Source organism: Acidovorax sp. Root219 (genome assembly GCF_001428665.1).
Lineage (GTDB): Bacteria > Pseudomonadota > Gammaproteobacteria > Burkholderiales > Burkholderiaceae_C > Acidovorax.
In genome coordinates, this window is sequence record NZ_LMIJ01000019.1 from 63,489 (window position 1) to 79,037 (window position 15,549).

Consider the following 15,549-nt stretch of genomic DNA (forward strand, 5'->3'; position numbering starts at 1 on the left):
GCTGGTGTGTCTTCTTCATGCGGCGGGCGACTTGGCGGCGCGGGCTTCCTTGCGGTCTGCAGGGATCTCGGCCTTGGCGGTCATGGGGACGGATTGCGGGGCGACGACGGCGCCGGGGCGCACGCGCTGCAGGCCGTTGACGATGATGGTCTCGCCGGCCTTCAGGCCCGAGGTGACCACGCGCAGACCTTCGACGGGCGCGCCCAGCGTGATTTCGCGGTACTCGGCCTTGTTGCCCTCGCCCACCACCAGCACGAACTTCTTGCTCTGGTCGGTGCCCACGGCGCGCTCGTTGATCAGGATGGCCTGCGAGCTGCGCGACTGGCCCATGCGGATGCGCGCGAACTGGCCGGGGATGAGTTCACCGTCGGCGTTGTCGAACACGGCGCGCACGCGCACCGTGCCGCTCTTGGCATCGACCTGGTTGTCGATGAGCTGCAGCTTGCCCACGTGCGGCGTGCCGCCCGAGGTGCCGGTGCCCATCTGCACGGGGATGCGTTCGATCAGGGTGCGCGCGCTGCTGCCGGACTTGAGGTCCTGCAGCGCCTTCACCACGATCTGCTCGTCGGAGTCGAAGCTCGCGTAGATCGGGCTCACCGAGACCAGCGTGGTCAGCACCGGCGCGCCAGCGCCCGAGGCCACCAGGTTGCCCACGGTGACTTCGATGCGGCCCACCCGGCCCGCTACGGGGGCCCGCACCTGGGTGTAGCCGAGGTTCAGGCGCGCGGCCTGCAGAGCCGCCTGGGCGGCACGCAGGTTGGCATCGGCCTCGCGCTGGGCGTTCTGGCGTTCGTCGTGCTCACGCTGGGCGATGGCGCTTTCCTGCAGCAGGCGCGTGGCGCGCTCCATTTCGCTGCGGGTGTAGGAAACGCGGGCCTGCGCTGCGGCGACCTGGGCGTCAGCACGGTCCACCTCGGCGGCATAGGGGGCCGGGTCGACGGTGATCAGCAGGTCGCCCTGCTTGACCAGCGAGCCTTCACGGAAGTGCACGGCCTGCACTGCGCCCGAGACGCGCGGGCGGATGTCCACGCGCTGCACGGCTTCGAGCCGGCCCGAGAACTCGTCCCACAGGGCGATGTCCTGCTGCAGCACGGCGGCCACCGACACGGGCACGGCCTGGGGCTGCGCTGCGCCGTCAGTCGCCTGGGCGGAAGGAGACTGGAACACCAGCACGGACGAAGCCACCACGGCGGTGACAGCGGTGGCCAGCGTGGCCAGGCCCAGGGGGCGCTTGGGGAAGGGAAGATGGAAGTTCATGGTGACTTTCAGTGGCGGGACAGTTCTCGTGGAACACGCCCCGTTGCGGTTTTCAAGATCGGGTGGAATGGATGCGGAGGAAGTCTGGGCACTGACACGGTGGCAAGGTCAACACCGGCGGCGTGCGGTGGCGGCCTGGGCGTCGGCAGTGGCAGTGCTCCCGGGTGCAGCCGCCTGCAGGTGGATGGTGTTCATGGGCAATTCCTCCGTGTCGTTGATATGGGCAAAACAGATCGTCAAAAAGCGCGGGCAACAGCCGGCCCGTACCGCTCGCAGACGGCACTTGCACCAGCTCTTGGCCAGTCACAGGCAAAGCCTCTCCCCGCCGGCACCAATGGCCGGAAATTACGGGGTGAACCTTGCTCGGTTGTTGTGGGTGGCGGGAGTATCGAACCTCAACTTAAGTTGAGGTCAACCACATCCTACAAACCCTGGGGTCTCAGGTGGGGGCCGGACATCGGGTGTCCTCGAAAAACTGCCGGATCTGCACCAGCGCGCCTTCGGCGCAGGGGCATTCGCGCAGCCCCGACTCCAGGGCTTCGGGCATCTCACCGGCTTTGGGAAACACATGGCGCCGCACCAGCAGGCCGGCGGACTCCAGGCGCGCGGCATAAGCCAGCGCCTCGTCGTGCATGGGGTCGGTGTCGCCCACCATCACCAGCGTGGACGGCAGGCCGGCCAGGCGGTGCGCAGTGGCAGGCACAGCATAGGGGTGCTCGGCATCGCGCGGGCAGCGCAAGAAGTTGCGCCAGCCCTCGGTCCACTTGCAGCCGGTGGCATCGCCCGTGGCTTCGCGCACCGACGCGGTGCCGACACAGGGGTCGAGCATGGGCGACAGCAAAATCTGCCCGGCCAGCGGCGGGTGCGACTGGTCGCGCGCCATCACCGAGACGGCTGCGGCCAGGTTGCCACCGGCCTCTTCGCCGGCCAGGTAGATCTGCGCGCCCTGGCCGCCGAGCTTGACGCGGTTGCGAAACGCCCACTGCAGCACACCGTAGCCGGTGTTGACGGGCTGGGGGAAAGGTGTGAGCGGGTAAGCCACCGACACCACCACGGCGCCGGCGCGTTCGAGCAGGTCGGCCACGGTGCAGCCGGTATCCAGGTCACCCGTGGTGAACGCGCCGCCGTGGAAGTGAACCACCAGCGGCGAAGGCTTGCCGGGCTGCTTGCGGCCGTAGACGCGCACCGCCACCTCTTCGCCCTTGGCCACCTCAATGGTGGCATCGCTGCGCTGGGGGGCGCCCACTGCGGCGCCAGGGGCCTTGGAGGAGGCTCCGGCACGGGTGGGCGACGATGTGGGGGACGGACGATCGGGCTGCATGGCATGGACCCATTGGATTGACGATGGATGAAATGTAGTACCTTGCCGCTTTCGGATAAACAGGCCAAACACCACTGCACTGTTTCCAAAAGCTCAACAATCGAGCGCAGGCCGCGTGTGAGAATTGCCCTGCACCCACTGGTGGGTGCAAGTACAAAGTACAAGGAGAGCCCATGGACCAGATACAGGCCATGCGCATATTCGTGCGGGTGGTGGAGGCCGGCACGTTCACCAGGGCAGCGGATTCGCTTTCGCTGCCCAAGGCCACGGTCACCAAGCATGTGCAGGCGCTGGAGGAGCGCCTGCGCGTGAAGCTGCTCAACCGCACCACGCGCCGCGTCACCGTGACCGCCGACGGCGCTGCCTACTACGAGCGCACCATTCGCCTGCTCACCGACCTCGATGACATCGAGGCGAGCATGACCAACGCCCGCTCCAACCCGCGCGGACGCCTGCGCATCGACGTGGGCACCTCGATGGCACAACTGCTCATCCTGCCCAACCTGGCCGAGTTCCATGCGCGCTACCCCGACATCCAGGTGGACCTGGGCGTGAGCGACCGCATGGTGGACCTGATCAGCGACAACGTGGACTGCGTGATCCGCGGGGGCGAGCTGACCGACCAGTCGCTGGTGGCGCGGCGCATTGGCAACCTGGAATTCATCACCGTGGCCTCGCCCGAGTACCTGGAGCGCCACGGCACGCCCACGCACCCGCTGGAGATCGAGGAGAAACACTCCATCGTGGTCTATTTCTCGCCCCAGAGCGGGCGCCACTACCCGCTGGAGTTCCGCAAGGGCGAGGAGTCCGTGGACATCACCGGCCCCTACCAGGTCAGCGTGAACGAGACCAATGCCTATGTGACGGCGGTGGTGTCGGGCCTGGGCATCGGGCAGATCACCAGCTTCCAGGCCACGCGCCACTTCGAGAACGGCACGCTGGTGCGCCTGCTGCCCGAATGGACGCAGGCGCTCCTGCCGATCTACGTGGTCTACCCGCCCAACCGCCACCTGAGCGCCAAGGTGCGTGCCTTCGTGGACTGGACGGCCGAATTGGTCCAACGCAACTCCCACCTGCAGCGCACGACCTGACTCCCCGGAGCCGCTGCGCGCCATCCCCCAAGGTATGCTTGGGACATGAGCGACGCCCCCGACACCCCGACGCCCGAACCAGGGACCCCGCCAGAAGCCACGCCCGACAAACCCGCCCAGCCGCGCAACCCGCTGCACGGCGTGACGCTGGAGGCCATGGTGACGGCCCTGGTCGATTACTTCGGCTGGGACGAACTGGGGCAGCGCATCCCTGTGCGCTGCTTCCAGAGCGACCCCAGCGTGGCCTCGAGCCTCAAGTTCCTGCGCAAGACGCCCTGGGCGCGCGAGAAGGTCGAAAGCCTGTACCTGTACATGCTGCGCGACTACCGGCGCAATACCAAGGAATAAGGTCAGGCCGGCTCTGCCACCGGCAGATAGCGTTCGATATGGCCCATGGCGCGGGCCACGTACTCTTCCTTCTCGCCCACCGGGGCGAAGTAATGCAGGGCAGCCGCCGCCTCGTCCACGCCCGCCAGGCGGGCAATCACCCAGCCGGCCAGGTACGACGATGCCAGGCAGCCCCCGGCCGTGGCGACGTTGCCCCTGGCAAACAGTGGCTGGTCGAGCACCGTAACGCCCGCCGCCTGCACCCAGGGCTTGGTGGTCAGGTCGGTGCAGGCGGGTACGCCATCGAGCAGCCCGAGTTTTGCCAGCACCAGCGCGCCCGAACACTGGGCGCCCAGCAGTTGGCGGCTGGGGTCGAACTGCATCTCTCCCATCAGCGCCGCGTCTTCCACCACCTCGCGGGTTTGGATGCCGCTGCCGACCAGTACCGCATCGGCGCCCTGCGCCCAGGCCAGCGAGGCATGGTGCGGCTCGACCACGATGCCGTTCATGGAGCGCACGCGGGCCTCGGGGCAGACCAGCGCCACCTCCCAGCCGGGGCGCTTGACCCGGTTGAGGATGCCCAGGGCGATCAGGGAGTCGAGTTCATTGAAGCCGTCAAAGGCGAGCAGGGCAATGCGCATGGGGGGTTCCGTTGGAGGGGGATGGAGCCGCCATCGTAGGCAAAGCACTTAGTACAATCAAAAAATTGTCATAGATACATTGGGATGCCATGGGTGTGGTTCGGTACAAGCAGGTGGTCGATGCGCTCGCGGCCGACATCCGCGCCGGCCGGCTGCGGCCTGCCACCCGGCTGCCCACGCACCGAGAACTGGCCACCAGGCACGGCCTCGCGCTGGGCACGGCCAGCCGGGTGTACGCGGAGCTGGAGGCCATCGGCCTGGTGGTGGGCGAAACCGGGCGCGGCACCTTCGTGCGCGACCCCTCGTACCCGCGGCCGGGGGCCGACCTCACTGCGCCGCAGGCCAGCTCCATCGACCTGTCGTTCAACAACCCCAGCGTGCCCGGGCAGACCGAGCAGTTGCGCGAGGCGCTGCGCCAGCTCGCGGCCTCGGGCGACCTGGAGTCGCTGCTGCACTACCAGCCCTATGGCGGGCGCCTGCACGAGCGCGCTATCGTGGCGCGGCACCTGGAGTCGAGGCTGCTCAAGGTCAGCGGCGAGCAGGTGCTCATCGTCAACGGCGCGCAGCACGGCATGGCCATTGCGGCGCTGGGCCTGCTCAACCCCGGCGACGTCGTGGCCGTGGACGCCCTCACCTACCCCGGCTTTCGCGTGCTGGCCGAGCGCCTGCGGCTGGACCTGGCCCCCGTGCCCGTGGGCTCCGAAGGCACCGACCTCGATGCCCTGCAGCGCCTGTGCCACGCACGGCCCGTGCGCGCCATCTACACCATGCCCACCTTGCACAACCCGCTGGGCTGCGTGATGCCAGCGCGCGCACGGGGGCGGCTGGCCATGATCGCCCGCCAGCACGACCTGCTGGTGATCGAGGACGCACCCTACGCCTACCTGGCAGTCGACGCGCTGGTGCCCATCGCCGCGCTCGCGCCGGAGCGCACGGTGTACGTGTCCAGCCTGTCCAAAAACGTGGCCACCGGCCTGCGCTTCGGCTTTGTCGCAGCAGCGCCCGCGCTGATCGCACCGCTGGAGCGCGCCATCCGCGCCACCTCGTGGAACACGGCCGGCGTGCTCACGGCGATTGCCTGCGCCTGGATCGAGGACGGCACCGTGGCCCGGCTGGAGGCCGAAAAGCGCGCCGACACTGCGCAGCGCCAGGCCCTGGTGACCAGCGCGCTGCGCGGCCTGCCGATGGTGCGCCACCCGCGCTCCTACTTCGTCTGGCTGCCGCTCGGCGATGACCAGCGTGCCGACCGCATCGCGGCCACGCTGCTGCAGCGCGGCGTGACCGTCTCCACTGCCGAAGGCTTTGCCACCACGACCCACGTGCCCCAGGCGCTGCGCGTGGCCTTGGGCTCGGTGGCGCTGGAGGACCTGCCCCACGCCCTGGCGCTGGTGCGGCAGGCCGTGGAGCAGGACTCCTCCTAGTCGGTAAAGGCCACCGTCTGGCGTGCGCGCCGGTCCACGTGCAGGCTGAAGATATCGGGCCGTGCGTAGTGGCCCACCACATCGAAGTCGTAGCGCGCCCGCACCAGTTCGGCCGTGTCGATCTGCGCGGTGAGCAAGCCCGTCTTGCCCTGCAGCGGGCCGGCCAGCACATCGCCCAGCGGCCCCACGATGACGCTGTTGCCGCGGATCAGCGGGCGGTCAGCGTCCCAGCCGGGGGCATCCACGCCCAGCTCGCGCGGCGAGGGCTGCACCTGGCAGGCGCTGATGACAAAGCAGCGCCCTTCGTGCGCGATGTGGCGCATGGAGCATTGCCAGATATCGCGCTCGTCCACCGTGGGCGCGCACCAGATCTGCACGCCCTGCGCATACATCGCAGTGCGCAGCAGGGGCATGTGGTTCTCCCAGCAGATCACGCCACCCACGCGGCCGGCGGCCGACTCCACCACCGGCAGGGTGGAGCCGTCGCCCTGCCCCCAGATCAGGCGCTCGGTGCCCGTGGGCATGAGCTTGCGGTGCTTGGCCACCAGGCCCTTTTCGGGGTCGAAGTACAGTGCCGTGCAGTACAGCGTGCTGCCTGCGCGCTCGATCACGCCAAGCACCAGGGTGGCCCCCGTGCGCTGCGCCAGGCCGGCCAGGGCTTCGGTCTCGGGCCCGGGCACATCGATGGCGCTGGCGTGGTAGCGCGCATAGGCCTCGCGCCCCTCGGGCAGGCGGTAGCCCAGGCGCGTGCCGAAGATCTCGCCCTTGGGGTAGCCGCCCAGCAGCGCCTCGGGCATGACGACGAGGCGGGCCCCCGCGGCCTTGATCTCGCCCTCGAAGGCGAGCACGTTGGCCAGGGTCTGGGCGGTGCCCTCGGGGGACGATCCTATTTGCAGGGCGGCGACGGTGGAAACAGCCATGGTGTGGGTCCGGTGGATGGAAGACAAGCGCAGTGTTGCCAAAGCCCTAAGATGAATCAATGCCTCTCCATTGCTGATTGATATGAACAAGATTGATATCGGGTTCGACCTGAACGTGCTGCGCGTGTTCGAGGCGCTGTACGAAGAGGGTGGCGCCACCCGCGCCGCACTGCGCCTGTCGCTCACGCAGTCCGCCGTGAGTGCGGCGCTGGGCCGGCTGCGCAAGGTCTACGGCGACCCGCTGTTCACGCGCACGGGGCGGGGCCTGGCGCCCACGCTGCGCGCGCAGGAGCTCAAGCCCGTGATCGGCGAGGCACTCAACAAATGCCGCGAGAGCCTGGCCCTGGGCACCTCGCCCGCAGCGCGCTACCAGGGCCGCTCGGTGGTGCTGGGCCTGTCGGACGATTTCGAGATCGCCATGGGTCCGTGGCTGGTGCAGCTGCTGGCGCAGCATGCGCCGGGCCTGCGCCTGGCCTTTCGCCAGACACACAGCCACATCGTGGCCGAGATGCTGATGGCGCGTGAAGTCGACCTGGCCATCACGGCGGGAGGTTTTGCCACGCGCTGGCTCAGCCACCAGTCGCTTGGAGAAGGCGGCTATGCCTGCGTGGTCGACGCACCCACCGGCCGGCGCAAGGCGCCGCTGCGCCTGACGGTAGAGGACTACGTGGCGCGCGACCACATCCTCATTTCATCGGGCGGCTTCATCGGCGTGGTGGACGAGGTGCTGGCCGCCCTGGGCCACAAGCGGCGTGTGGTGGCATCGACCACGCACTTCGCCGCCCTGCCCTACCTGCTCAAGGGCACCCAGGCCGTGGCCACGGTGCCCGTGCATGCAGCCCATGCGATGGCACGCCTTGCCGGCCTGACCGTACTGCCCTGCCCCGTGGCAATGCCGCGCCATGCAGTGGAGCTGGGCTGGCGCACCGATGGGCTGCGCGACTCGGCCGTGGCACAGGTGCGGTCGGTGGTGGCCGGGCAATGGGGGCGCATGCCCACACCCTCGGCAGAATGACGGCACCCGCATCCGCCGTGCGGCAGATGCGGGGCCAGGGCCTCAGTCCCCGTTGGCGACCAGAAAGTTGCGGCTGATGCCGCCACCCAGGTCGTTCACGCGGTCCAGGAACTGCGTGAGGAAGGCGTGCAACCCGGTCGACAGGATCTCGTCGATGCGGCCGTACTGCAGGTCGGCCAGCAGGCGGCCGGCGCGGCGCTGGGTCTCGGACGAATGGTCGTTGGCCAGCACGGCCAGGTTGTCCACCACCTCGCGCATGCTGGCGTGCAGCGAGCGCGGCATGTCGCGGCGCAGGATCAGCAGGTCCGCCACGCGGCCCGGCGTGATCACGTCGCGGTAGACCTTGCGGTAGACCTCGAAGGCCGAGACGCTGCGCAGGATGGCGCTCCAGTGGTAGAAGTCGTTCTCCTGGTTGCGCTCGCTGGCGCGGCCGAAGAAGTCCTTCTTCACCGCATGGAACTTCACGTCCAGCAGGCGCGCGGTGTTGTCCGAGCGCTCGAGGAAGGTGCCCATGCGCAGGAAGTGGAAGGCCTCGTCCTGCAGCATGGTGCCCAGCGTCACGCCGCGCGACAGGTGCGAGCGGTACTTGACCCATTCGAAGAACTGGCCCGGATCACGCTCGTAGGCATCGCCCTTGAGCAGGCGCTGCAGCTCCAGCCAGGTCTGGTTCTGGGTTTCCCAGATCTCGGTGGTCAGCGCGCCGCGCACGGCACGCGCGTTCTCGCGCGCAGCGCGCAGGCAGGAGACGATGGACGAGGGGTTCTCGCCATCGCGCACCATGAAGTGCAGCACGCGCTCGGGCGTCACTTCGCCATGCTTGGCGGTGTAGGCAGGGATCAGCTCGCTGATGGACAAGAGGCCCTCCCAGCCCTCCTGCGCCACGGCAGCAGACTGGGGCAAGAGCGAGGTCTCGTAGCTCACATTCAACATGCGGGCGGTGTTCTCTGCCCGCTCGGTGTAGCGGGACATCCAGAACAGGTGGTCGGCGGTACGGCTGAGCATTATGGGGTCCCTCCTTCTCCGAGAACCCAGGTGTCCTTGGTGCCCCCGCCTTGTGATGAGTTGACGACCAGCGAGCCCTCCTGCAGGGCCACGCGGGTCAGGCCGCCGGCGACCATCTGCACCTCGCGCCCGCTGAGCACGAAGGGGCGCAGGTCGATGTGGCGAGGGGCGATGCCGCTTTCCACATAGGTGGGGCAGCTCGACAGGCTGAGCGTGGGCTGGCCGATGTAGCCGGCCGGATTGGCCAGCAGCGCACGGCGAAAGTCCTCGATCTCGGCCTTGGTGGCGGCCGGGCCGATGAGCATGCCGTAGCCGCCCGCGCCGTGCACTTCCTTGACCACCAGCTCGTGCAGGTGGTCCAGCACGTACTGCAGGTCGTCCTGCTTGCGGCACATCCAGGTGGGCACGTTCTTCAGGATGGGCTCCTGGCCCAGGTAGAAGCGGATCATCTCGGGCACATAGGGGTAGACCGACTTGTCGTCGGCCACGCCCGTGCCCACTGCGTTGCAGATGCCCACGTTGCCCGCGCGGTAGGCCTCCATCAGGCCCGCGCAGCCCAGCGTGGAGGTGCGGCGGAACACCTGCGGGTCGAGGAAGTCGTCGTCCACGCGGCGGTAGATCACGTCCACACGCTGCAGGCCGCGCGTGGTGCGCATGTAGACGAAGCGGTCCTTGACCACCAGGTCCTGGCCTTCGACCAGCTCCACCCCCATCTGCTGGGCGAGGAAGGCATGCTCGAAGTAGGCGCTGTTGTGCATGCCCGGCGTGAGCACCACCACCGTGGGCTCGTCGGCCGTGGCAGGGGCGCTGGCGCGCAGGGTTTCGAGCAGCATGTCGGGGTAGTGGGCCACAGGCGCCACCTTGTGCATGCTGAACAGGTCGGGGAACAGCCGCATCATCATCTTGCGGTTTTCCAGCATGTAGCTCACGCCGCTGGGCACGCGCAGGTTGTCCTCGAGCACGTAGTACTCGCCCTCGCCCTGGGCGTTGGGGGCGCGCACGATGTCGATGCCGGCAATGTGCGCGTAGATGTTCTGTGGCACCTGCACACCCGCCATCTCAGGGCGGTACTGGGCGTTGTTGAGCACCAGGTCGGCCGGCACAATGCCGGCGCGGATGATGTCCTGCCCGTGGTAGACGTCGTGGATGAAGCGGTTGAGCGCCGTGACCCGCTGCACCAGCCCCTGCTGCATGCTGGCCCACTCGTGCGAGGGGATGATGCGGGGTATCAGGTCGAAGGGGATGAGGCGCTCGTTGCCGGCGCCGTCCTCGTCCTTGGCGCCATAGACGGCAAAGGTGATCCCCACGCGGCGGAAGATCATCTCCGCCTCGGCCCGGCGGGCCTGCATCACGTCCACCGGCTGCCTGGACAGCCATTGCGCGTAGCGCTTGTAGTGTTCTCGCACGTCGCTGCCGTCAAAAGGCAGCATGGCGTACATCTCATCAAATTTCTGCATGAACTGGCCTCCTGCTTGCAGGATAGCAAGTTGTGCGCCCAGTTTCCCGAATCGGCCTACCAAGGCACTGTGCCATCACCGGCCCTCAAGACTCAGCGCGGCAAAGCTGGCACCATGCTGTGCTGCCAATACCGCTGGCCGGATTCGCGCTGGCAGGCCACGCCATCGGGCCAGGCCGATGACCAGGTGGCTGCCCCGCAGCGCGCCGACTCCACCACGGTGATGCCTCGCTCCTGGTAGCGCGCCAGCACATCGGGCGCCGGATGGCCAAAACGGTTGCGGTAGCCGGCCTGCACCAAAGCGGTGCGAGGCGCCACGGCATCCAGGAAGCCGCCGGTGGACGAGGTCTTGCTGCCGTGGTGCGGCACCAGCAGCACATCGGCCTTGAGCGGCACGCCACGCGCCACCAGGGCCTGCTCCTGCCCGGTCTCGATGTCGCCCGCCAGCAGCGCCACGGCGGCCTGCTCCCCGGCCGCCACGATGCGCAGCACGCAGCTGATGTGGTTGGCGCGCACGGCCGCGCCGGCATCCCCGGGCGCGGGGTGCAGCACCTCGAAGGCCACGCCATCCCACTCCCAGCGCTGGCCCGCCAGGCAGGGCGTGGCGGGGCGCAGGGCCTGCAGCTCGTGCCCGGCCTCGATGGAGCCGGTGAGCCGAGCACCGGGCTGCTGTGCCAGCACGGCGGCGGCACCGCCCGTGTGGTCGGCATCGCGGTGGCTGAGCATGAGCACGTCCACCCGCTCACCCAGGGCACGCAGCAGCGGCACCAGCACGCGGTGGCCGGCGTCGCTCTCCAGGCTGAAGCGCGGGCCTGCGTCGTACAGCAGGGTGTGGCTGGCCGTGCGCACCAGCACGGCATTGCCCTGGCCTATGTCGGCGGCCAGCAGCTCAAACTGGCCCGGCGCGGGCCGACCGGGCTGCCACCACAGCACCGGCAGCACCAATGGCAGGGCCAGCAGGCGCAGCCGCCACGGCAGGCGCATGGCCAGCAGCACGCCACCGGCCAGGGCCGCCGCGCCGGCCCACAGCGGCGCCACGGGCAGGTACAGCACCGCCATCGGCCAGGTCGCCAGCCACTGCAACAGGGCGGACAGGGGCTGCAGGCTCCACAGCGCCAGATTCCACAAGGGCACGCAGAGCACCCCGCCCAGCGCCAGCGGCGTGACGACGAGCGTGACCCACGGGATCGCCACCAGGTTGGCCACGAAGCCGACCAGCGACACCTGGCCGAACAGCAGCAGGGACAGCGGCGTGAGTGCCAGCGTGACCACCCACTGCTCGCGCAGCAGCGCCAGCACACGCGCCCGACCCTTGGGGCGCGCGCCGCCCACGGCACGCGTGTCGGTGGCGAACAGCACGGCCACCGCCACGAAGCTGAGCCAGAAGCCCGCCTGGTACAGCGCCCACGGGTCCACCCAGACCACGGCCGCGCAGGCCAGCAGCCACACCTGGGGCCAGGGCCAGCGGCGGCCCGAGAGCTGCAGCAGGGCCACCGTGGCCAGCATGGTCACCGTGCGCTGCGCCGGCACGCCCCAGCCGCTGAAAAGGGCATAGGCCGCCGCCAGCAGCACCCCGGCCACCAGCGCAGCTGTGGGCGCCGGCACCGCCAGGCACAGGCGCAGCGAGCGGCGCCACAGGGCACCCACCAACAGCGCCGCGAGCCAGGCGAAGAGCGTGATGTGGAGCCCAGAAATACTCATCAGATGCGCCACGCCGGTCGCGCGGAACACATCCCAATCGGCCCGGTCGATGGCACGCTGGTCGCCCGTGACCAGGGCAGCCACCACGCCGGCCATGCGTGCGCGGCCAGGGTCGTCGGGGTCCAGCCCCGGGGCCAGCCGCGCCAGGATGGCATCGCGCACGGACTGGCGCGCCTGCTCCACCGGGTACTGCCAGGTGCTGGCCAGCCGCACGGGCGCCAGGTCCTTGGGGCCCGTTCGCACCGTGCCTGTCGCCTGCACGCCCTGCTCCCAGGTCCAGAGCTCGTAGTCGAAGCCGTGCGGGTTGCTCAGGCCATGCGGCGCGCGCGGGCGGATGGTCATTTCCCAGCGCTCGCCCGCATGCAGGGCCGGGGGCCGGCGCTGTGGCTCCAGCGGCCTGACGGTGGTGGTCGCGCTGGTGGCGCCGAAGAAGAAGCCGCCGTACCAGGAAACGTCCATGCGCTCGGGCAGCTGAACAGGCTTGCGTGCGGCCCCCGCACCCTCACCGGGCAGCCAGGCCGATTCCACATCCAGGCGCAGGCGCACCCCCGCCTCATTGACCTGGGGCATGGCGGCGATGGTGCCGATGACACGGATGTTCTGCCCCTCCAGCGCCGGGTCCAGCGCGCCCTGCAGGTAGACCGTGGCGCGCAGGCCGGTGGTGGCAAACAGCAACGCGGCGCCCGCACAGGCCACGAGCACTTGGCACAGCCAGCGGCGGGCGCCGCCGGACCGCACCAGCAGGCCCGACAAGCCCCACAGCACGACCGCACACGCCAGCACGAGCGCATAGCCGTGCCAATGCCACAGCACCGGCTGCTGCAGCTGCAGCGCCGCGCCCACCAGGCTGCCCGCCAGCAAAGCGGGCAGGCGCCACAGGGCCGGCGCATGGCTGCGCGCAACCGCCACCGGAGTACCCGTGGCGGTTGCAGCTATCACAGTGGCGTGCAGCTCCGGCATGCGCAGATGCTAAACCGCGAAGACAGCAGGCCTTCGCCAGGCACGCCGCGCGGGTATGTAACACTCACGTGCTGCCCTGGCCCGGCCCGGCGCCGCGCGCCGCCCCAGGCCAATGTCAACCACCACCTCCACCGAAGGACAACGACCATGAGCGTTTACGACAAGCTTTCCGAACTGAACATCACCCTGCCACCGGTGTCAGTGCCTGCGGCCGCCTACGTGCCCTACGTGCAGACCGGCAACCTGGTGTTCCTCTCCGGCCATATTGCGCGCAAGGACGGCAAGCCATGGGCCGCGCAGTTCGGCAAGAACATCAGCACCGAAGAAGGCAAGACCGCCGCACGCGCCGTGGCCGTGGACCTGTTGGGCACGCTGCATGCGGCCACCGGCGGCGACCTGAACCGCATCAAGCGCATCGTGAAGGTGATGAGCCTGGTGAACTCGACCGGCGACTTCACCGAGCAGCACCTGGTGACGAATGGCGCGAGCGAGCTGTTCGGCCAGGTGTTCGGCGACAAGGGTGTGCACGCACGCAGCGCCTTCGGTGTGGCGCAGATCCCCATGGGTGCCTGCGTCGAAATCGAGCTGATCGCAGAGCTGGCCTGAAGCACCTGCCGACCAGGCCCGACCGATAAGGACCACCTGGTCAGAACGACTCCCAGTCCTCCTCGGCCCCCTGGGCCAGGGCTGGTGAGCGTGCCGGCGCCGCCTTGGCTGGCGCAGCGGCCTTCGTCGCCGGCTTGCTGGCCGCCTGGGTGATGCGGGGAGCGGTGGACTTTGCTGCGGCTGCGGGCTTGGCCGGCGCTGCGGGCTTGTGCGCCGCACGCATCGGCGGCGCCACGCCGCCATAGGCGGCCCCGTTGACCTTGAACACCGAGACCACCTGCGCCAGGTGCTCGGCCTGCTCGCGCAGGCTCTGGGCTGCGGCGGCGCTCTCTTCCACCAAGGCGGCATTCTGCTGCGTCATCTGATCGAGGTTGCCCACCGCCTGGTTGACCTGGTTGATGCCCAGGCTCTGCTCGGACGATGCGGAGGTGATCTCGCCGATCATGTCGGTCACGCTCTGCACCGAGCGCACGATGTCGGTCATGGTGCTGCCTGCATCGGCCACCAGGCGGCTGCCGGTTTCCACCTTTTCCACCGAGGCGCTGATCAGCGCCTTGATCTCCTTGGCCGCCTCGGCGCTGCGCTGGGCGAGGCTGCGCACCTCGCTGGCCACCACGGCAAAGCCCCGGCCCTGCTCGCCGGCACGGGCCGCCTCCACTGCCGCATTCAGCGCCAGGATGTTGGTCTGAAAGGCAATGCCATCGATGGTGCCGATGATGTCCGAGATCTTCTTGCTGCTGTGGTTGATGTCTTCCATGGTGGAGACCACCTGGGTCACCACCGAGCCACCGCGCTCGGCCACGCCCGTGGCGCTGGCGGCCAGGGTGCTGGCCTGGCGGGCGCTGGTCGCGCTCTGCGCGATGGTGCTGGTGAACTGCTCCATCGCCGCCGCCGTTTCCTGCAGGTTGCTCGACGTCTGCTCGGTGCGTGCCGACAGGTCGTGGTTGCCGGTGGCGATCTCGGCGCTGGCAATGGCGATGCTGTCGGTGCTCTGGCGCACCTGGTGCACCATGCGCCCGAGCGAATCGCTCATCGCATACTGCGAGCGCAGCAGGTCGCCGAACTCGTCGCCGCGCGTGACCGAACCCTGCTCGCTCAAATCGCCGGCAGCGATCTTGGCCGCGAGGTCATTGGCCTGCGCCAGGGGCCGCTGGATATGGCCGATCAGGTAGTAGGCCCCGGCGATGATGGCCAGCAGCAAGGCGCTCACTGCCACGGCGGCGATCTTCACCGTGAGCATACGCGAGGCCGCCATCTCGGCCAGCCGGGTCTGGGCGGTCTTTTGCTGCAGCTCCACAAAGTCGCGCAAGGTGGTGAGGTAGGCCGCCACCGCCGGGTTGTAGGTCTGCTTGACCAGGGTCACGGCTTCCTCCGCCTTGCCATCGGTCTTGAGCTGGCGGGCCTTGCCGCGCAAGTCGATCATGGTTTTGCGGGCGTCGGCGATCTTGGCCATCTGCGCCTTGTCCGCGTCGGACAGCGCCATGGCTTCGAGCGACTTCTGCACCTCGGTGATCTGCGCCGAGGTGGCGGTGATCACGTCCTTGAATTCGGCCTCCACCGCCGCATCGCTGCTCACGATGAGCGCCTGCGTGCGGGCCGCATTGGTCTCCGTGAGGCCGGCCCAGCGGATCGCAGCGCCGACACGGGTCTGCATTTCACTGGCAACTTCATCGGCCTCGGCCTGCACCTTGGCCGAACGGTAGGCCGAAAAACCCACCACGCCGGCCAGCATGACCACAATGAAGATGACGGCGAGCCACAGTTTCTGGGCAATGCGGATGCGTTGGAACATCATGGTCTCCTGTCGTTGTCGATTTTTTCAGGGCCTGCC

Annotated in this window: 13 protein-coding genes; 5 read left to right on the forward strand and 8 right to left on the reverse strand. The window is 68.9% G+C overall.

Annotated elements, in window-relative coordinates; translation table 11 throughout:
* Positions 1 to 15 precede the first annotated feature (15 nt).
* Both ASE28_RS19735 and ASE28_RS19740 read right to left on the reverse strand, forming a co-directional pair.
* The gene (locus tag ASE28_RS19735; protein ID WP_157422057.1) at positions 16 to 1,257 is read right to left on the reverse strand and encodes an efflux RND transporter periplasmic adaptor subunit; all 1,242 of its coding nucleotides are present in this window, start codon (positions 1,255 to 1,257) and stop codon (positions 16 to 18) included.
* A gap of 439 nt (positions 1,258 to 1,696) precedes the next feature.
* Positions 1,697 to 2,578, reverse strand: coding sequence for an alpha/beta hydrolase (locus tag ASE28_RS19740; protein WP_235516173.1), 882 nt, complete (start codon positions 2,576 to 2,578; stop codon positions 1,697 to 1,699).
* A 173-nt stretch (positions 2,579 to 2,751) separates the two neighbouring features.
* On the opposite strand from ASE28_RS19740, the gene ASE28_RS19745 reads away from it, so the two are divergent.
* Both ASE28_RS19745 and ASE28_RS19750 read left to right on the forward strand, forming a co-directional pair.
* The gene (locus ASE28_RS19745; protein ID WP_057268151.1) at positions 2,752 to 3,669 is read left to right on the forward strand and encodes a LysR family transcriptional regulator; all 918 of its coding nucleotides are present in this window, start codon (positions 2,752 to 2,754) and stop codon (positions 3,667 to 3,669) included.
* A gap of 45 nt (positions 3,670 to 3,714) precedes the next feature.
* The gene (locus tag ASE28_RS19750) at positions 3,715 to 4,017 is read left to right on the forward strand and encodes a VF530 family DNA-binding protein (protein WP_057268152.1); all 303 of its coding nucleotides are present in this window, start codon (positions 3,715 to 3,717) and stop codon (positions 4,015 to 4,017) included.
* Between the two features lie 2 nt (positions 4,018 to 4,019).
* On the opposite strand, the gene ASE28_RS19755 is transcribed toward ASE28_RS19750, so the two are convergent.
* Positions 4,020 to 4,637, reverse strand: coding sequence for a DJ-1/PfpI family protein (locus tag ASE28_RS19755; RefSeq protein WP_057268153.1), 618 nt, complete (start codon positions 4,635 to 4,637; stop codon positions 4,020 to 4,022).
* 89 nt (positions 4,638 to 4,726) lie between these two features.
* On the opposite strand from ASE28_RS19755, the gene ASE28_RS19760 reads away from it, so the two are divergent.
* Positions 4,727 to 6,058: a PLP-dependent aminotransferase family protein gene (locus ASE28_RS19760; protein WP_057268154.1), complete on the forward strand. Its 1,332-nt coding sequence runs from the start codon at positions 4,727 to 4,729 to the stop codon at positions 6,056 to 6,058.
* On the opposite strand, the gene ASE28_RS19765 is transcribed toward ASE28_RS19760, so the two are convergent.
* Positions 6,055 to 6,978: a carbon-nitrogen hydrolase family protein gene (locus tag ASE28_RS19765; RefSeq protein WP_057268155.1), complete on the reverse strand. Its 924-nt coding sequence runs from the start codon at positions 6,976 to 6,978 to the stop codon at positions 6,055 to 6,057. The two genes, ASE28_RS19760 and ASE28_RS19765, sit on opposite strands and share 4 nt — an antisense overlap.
* 82 nt (positions 6,979 to 7,060) lie before the next feature.
* Here ASE28_RS19765 and ASE28_RS19770 point away from each other — a divergent pair, with 82 nt between their 5' ends.
* Entirely contained in the window at positions 7,061 to 7,993 is a 933-nt protein-coding gene (locus ASE28_RS19770; RefSeq protein ID WP_057268156.1) for a LysR family transcriptional regulator, read from the forward strand.
* 42 nt (positions 7,994 to 8,035) lie between these two features.
* Here ASE28_RS19770 and ASE28_RS19775 read toward each other — a convergent pair whose 3' ends face one another.
* The 3 genes from ASE28_RS19775 to ASE28_RS19785 all read right to left on the reverse strand — a co-directional run bounded on the left by ASE28_RS19775 (position 8,036) and on the right by ASE28_RS19785 (position 13,112).
* A complete protein-coding gene (locus ASE28_RS19775; protein WP_057202295.1) occupies positions 8,036 to 8,995 on the reverse strand; it encodes an alpha-E domain-containing protein in 960 nt (319 codons plus the stop codon).
* Positions 8,995 to 10,452, reverse strand: a complete 1,458-nt coding sequence (locus tag ASE28_RS19780) for a circularly permuted type 2 ATP-grasp protein (protein WP_007854621.1) — start codon at positions 10,450 to 10,452, stop codon at positions 8,995 to 8,997. The genes ASE28_RS19775 and ASE28_RS19780 overlap by 1 nt, the downstream gene beginning before the upstream one ends.
* Positions 10,453 to 10,544: 92 nt before the next feature.
* Positions 10,545 to 13,112: a DNA internalization-related competence protein ComEC/Rec2 gene (locus ASE28_RS19785; protein WP_082608168.1), complete on the reverse strand. Its 2,568-nt coding sequence runs from the start codon at positions 13,110 to 13,112 to the stop codon at positions 10,545 to 10,547.
* 147 nt (positions 13,113 to 13,259) lie between these two features.
* Between ASE28_RS19785 and ASE28_RS19790 the strand changes: the two genes are divergently transcribed.
* The gene (locus ASE28_RS19790; RefSeq protein ID WP_057202291.1) at positions 13,260 to 13,718 is read left to right on the forward strand and encodes a RidA family protein; all 459 of its coding nucleotides are present in this window, start codon (positions 13,260 to 13,262) and stop codon (positions 13,716 to 13,718) included.
* A gap of 40 nt (positions 13,719 to 13,758) precedes the next feature.
* Here ASE28_RS19790 and ASE28_RS19795 read toward each other — a convergent pair whose 3' ends face one another.
* Positions 13,759 to 15,510, reverse strand: coding sequence for a methyl-accepting chemotaxis protein (locus tag ASE28_RS19795; RefSeq protein ID WP_057268200.1), 1,752 nt, complete (start codon positions 15,508 to 15,510; stop codon positions 13,759 to 13,761).
* Between the last annotated feature and the right edge of the window lie 39 nt (positions 15,511 to 15,549).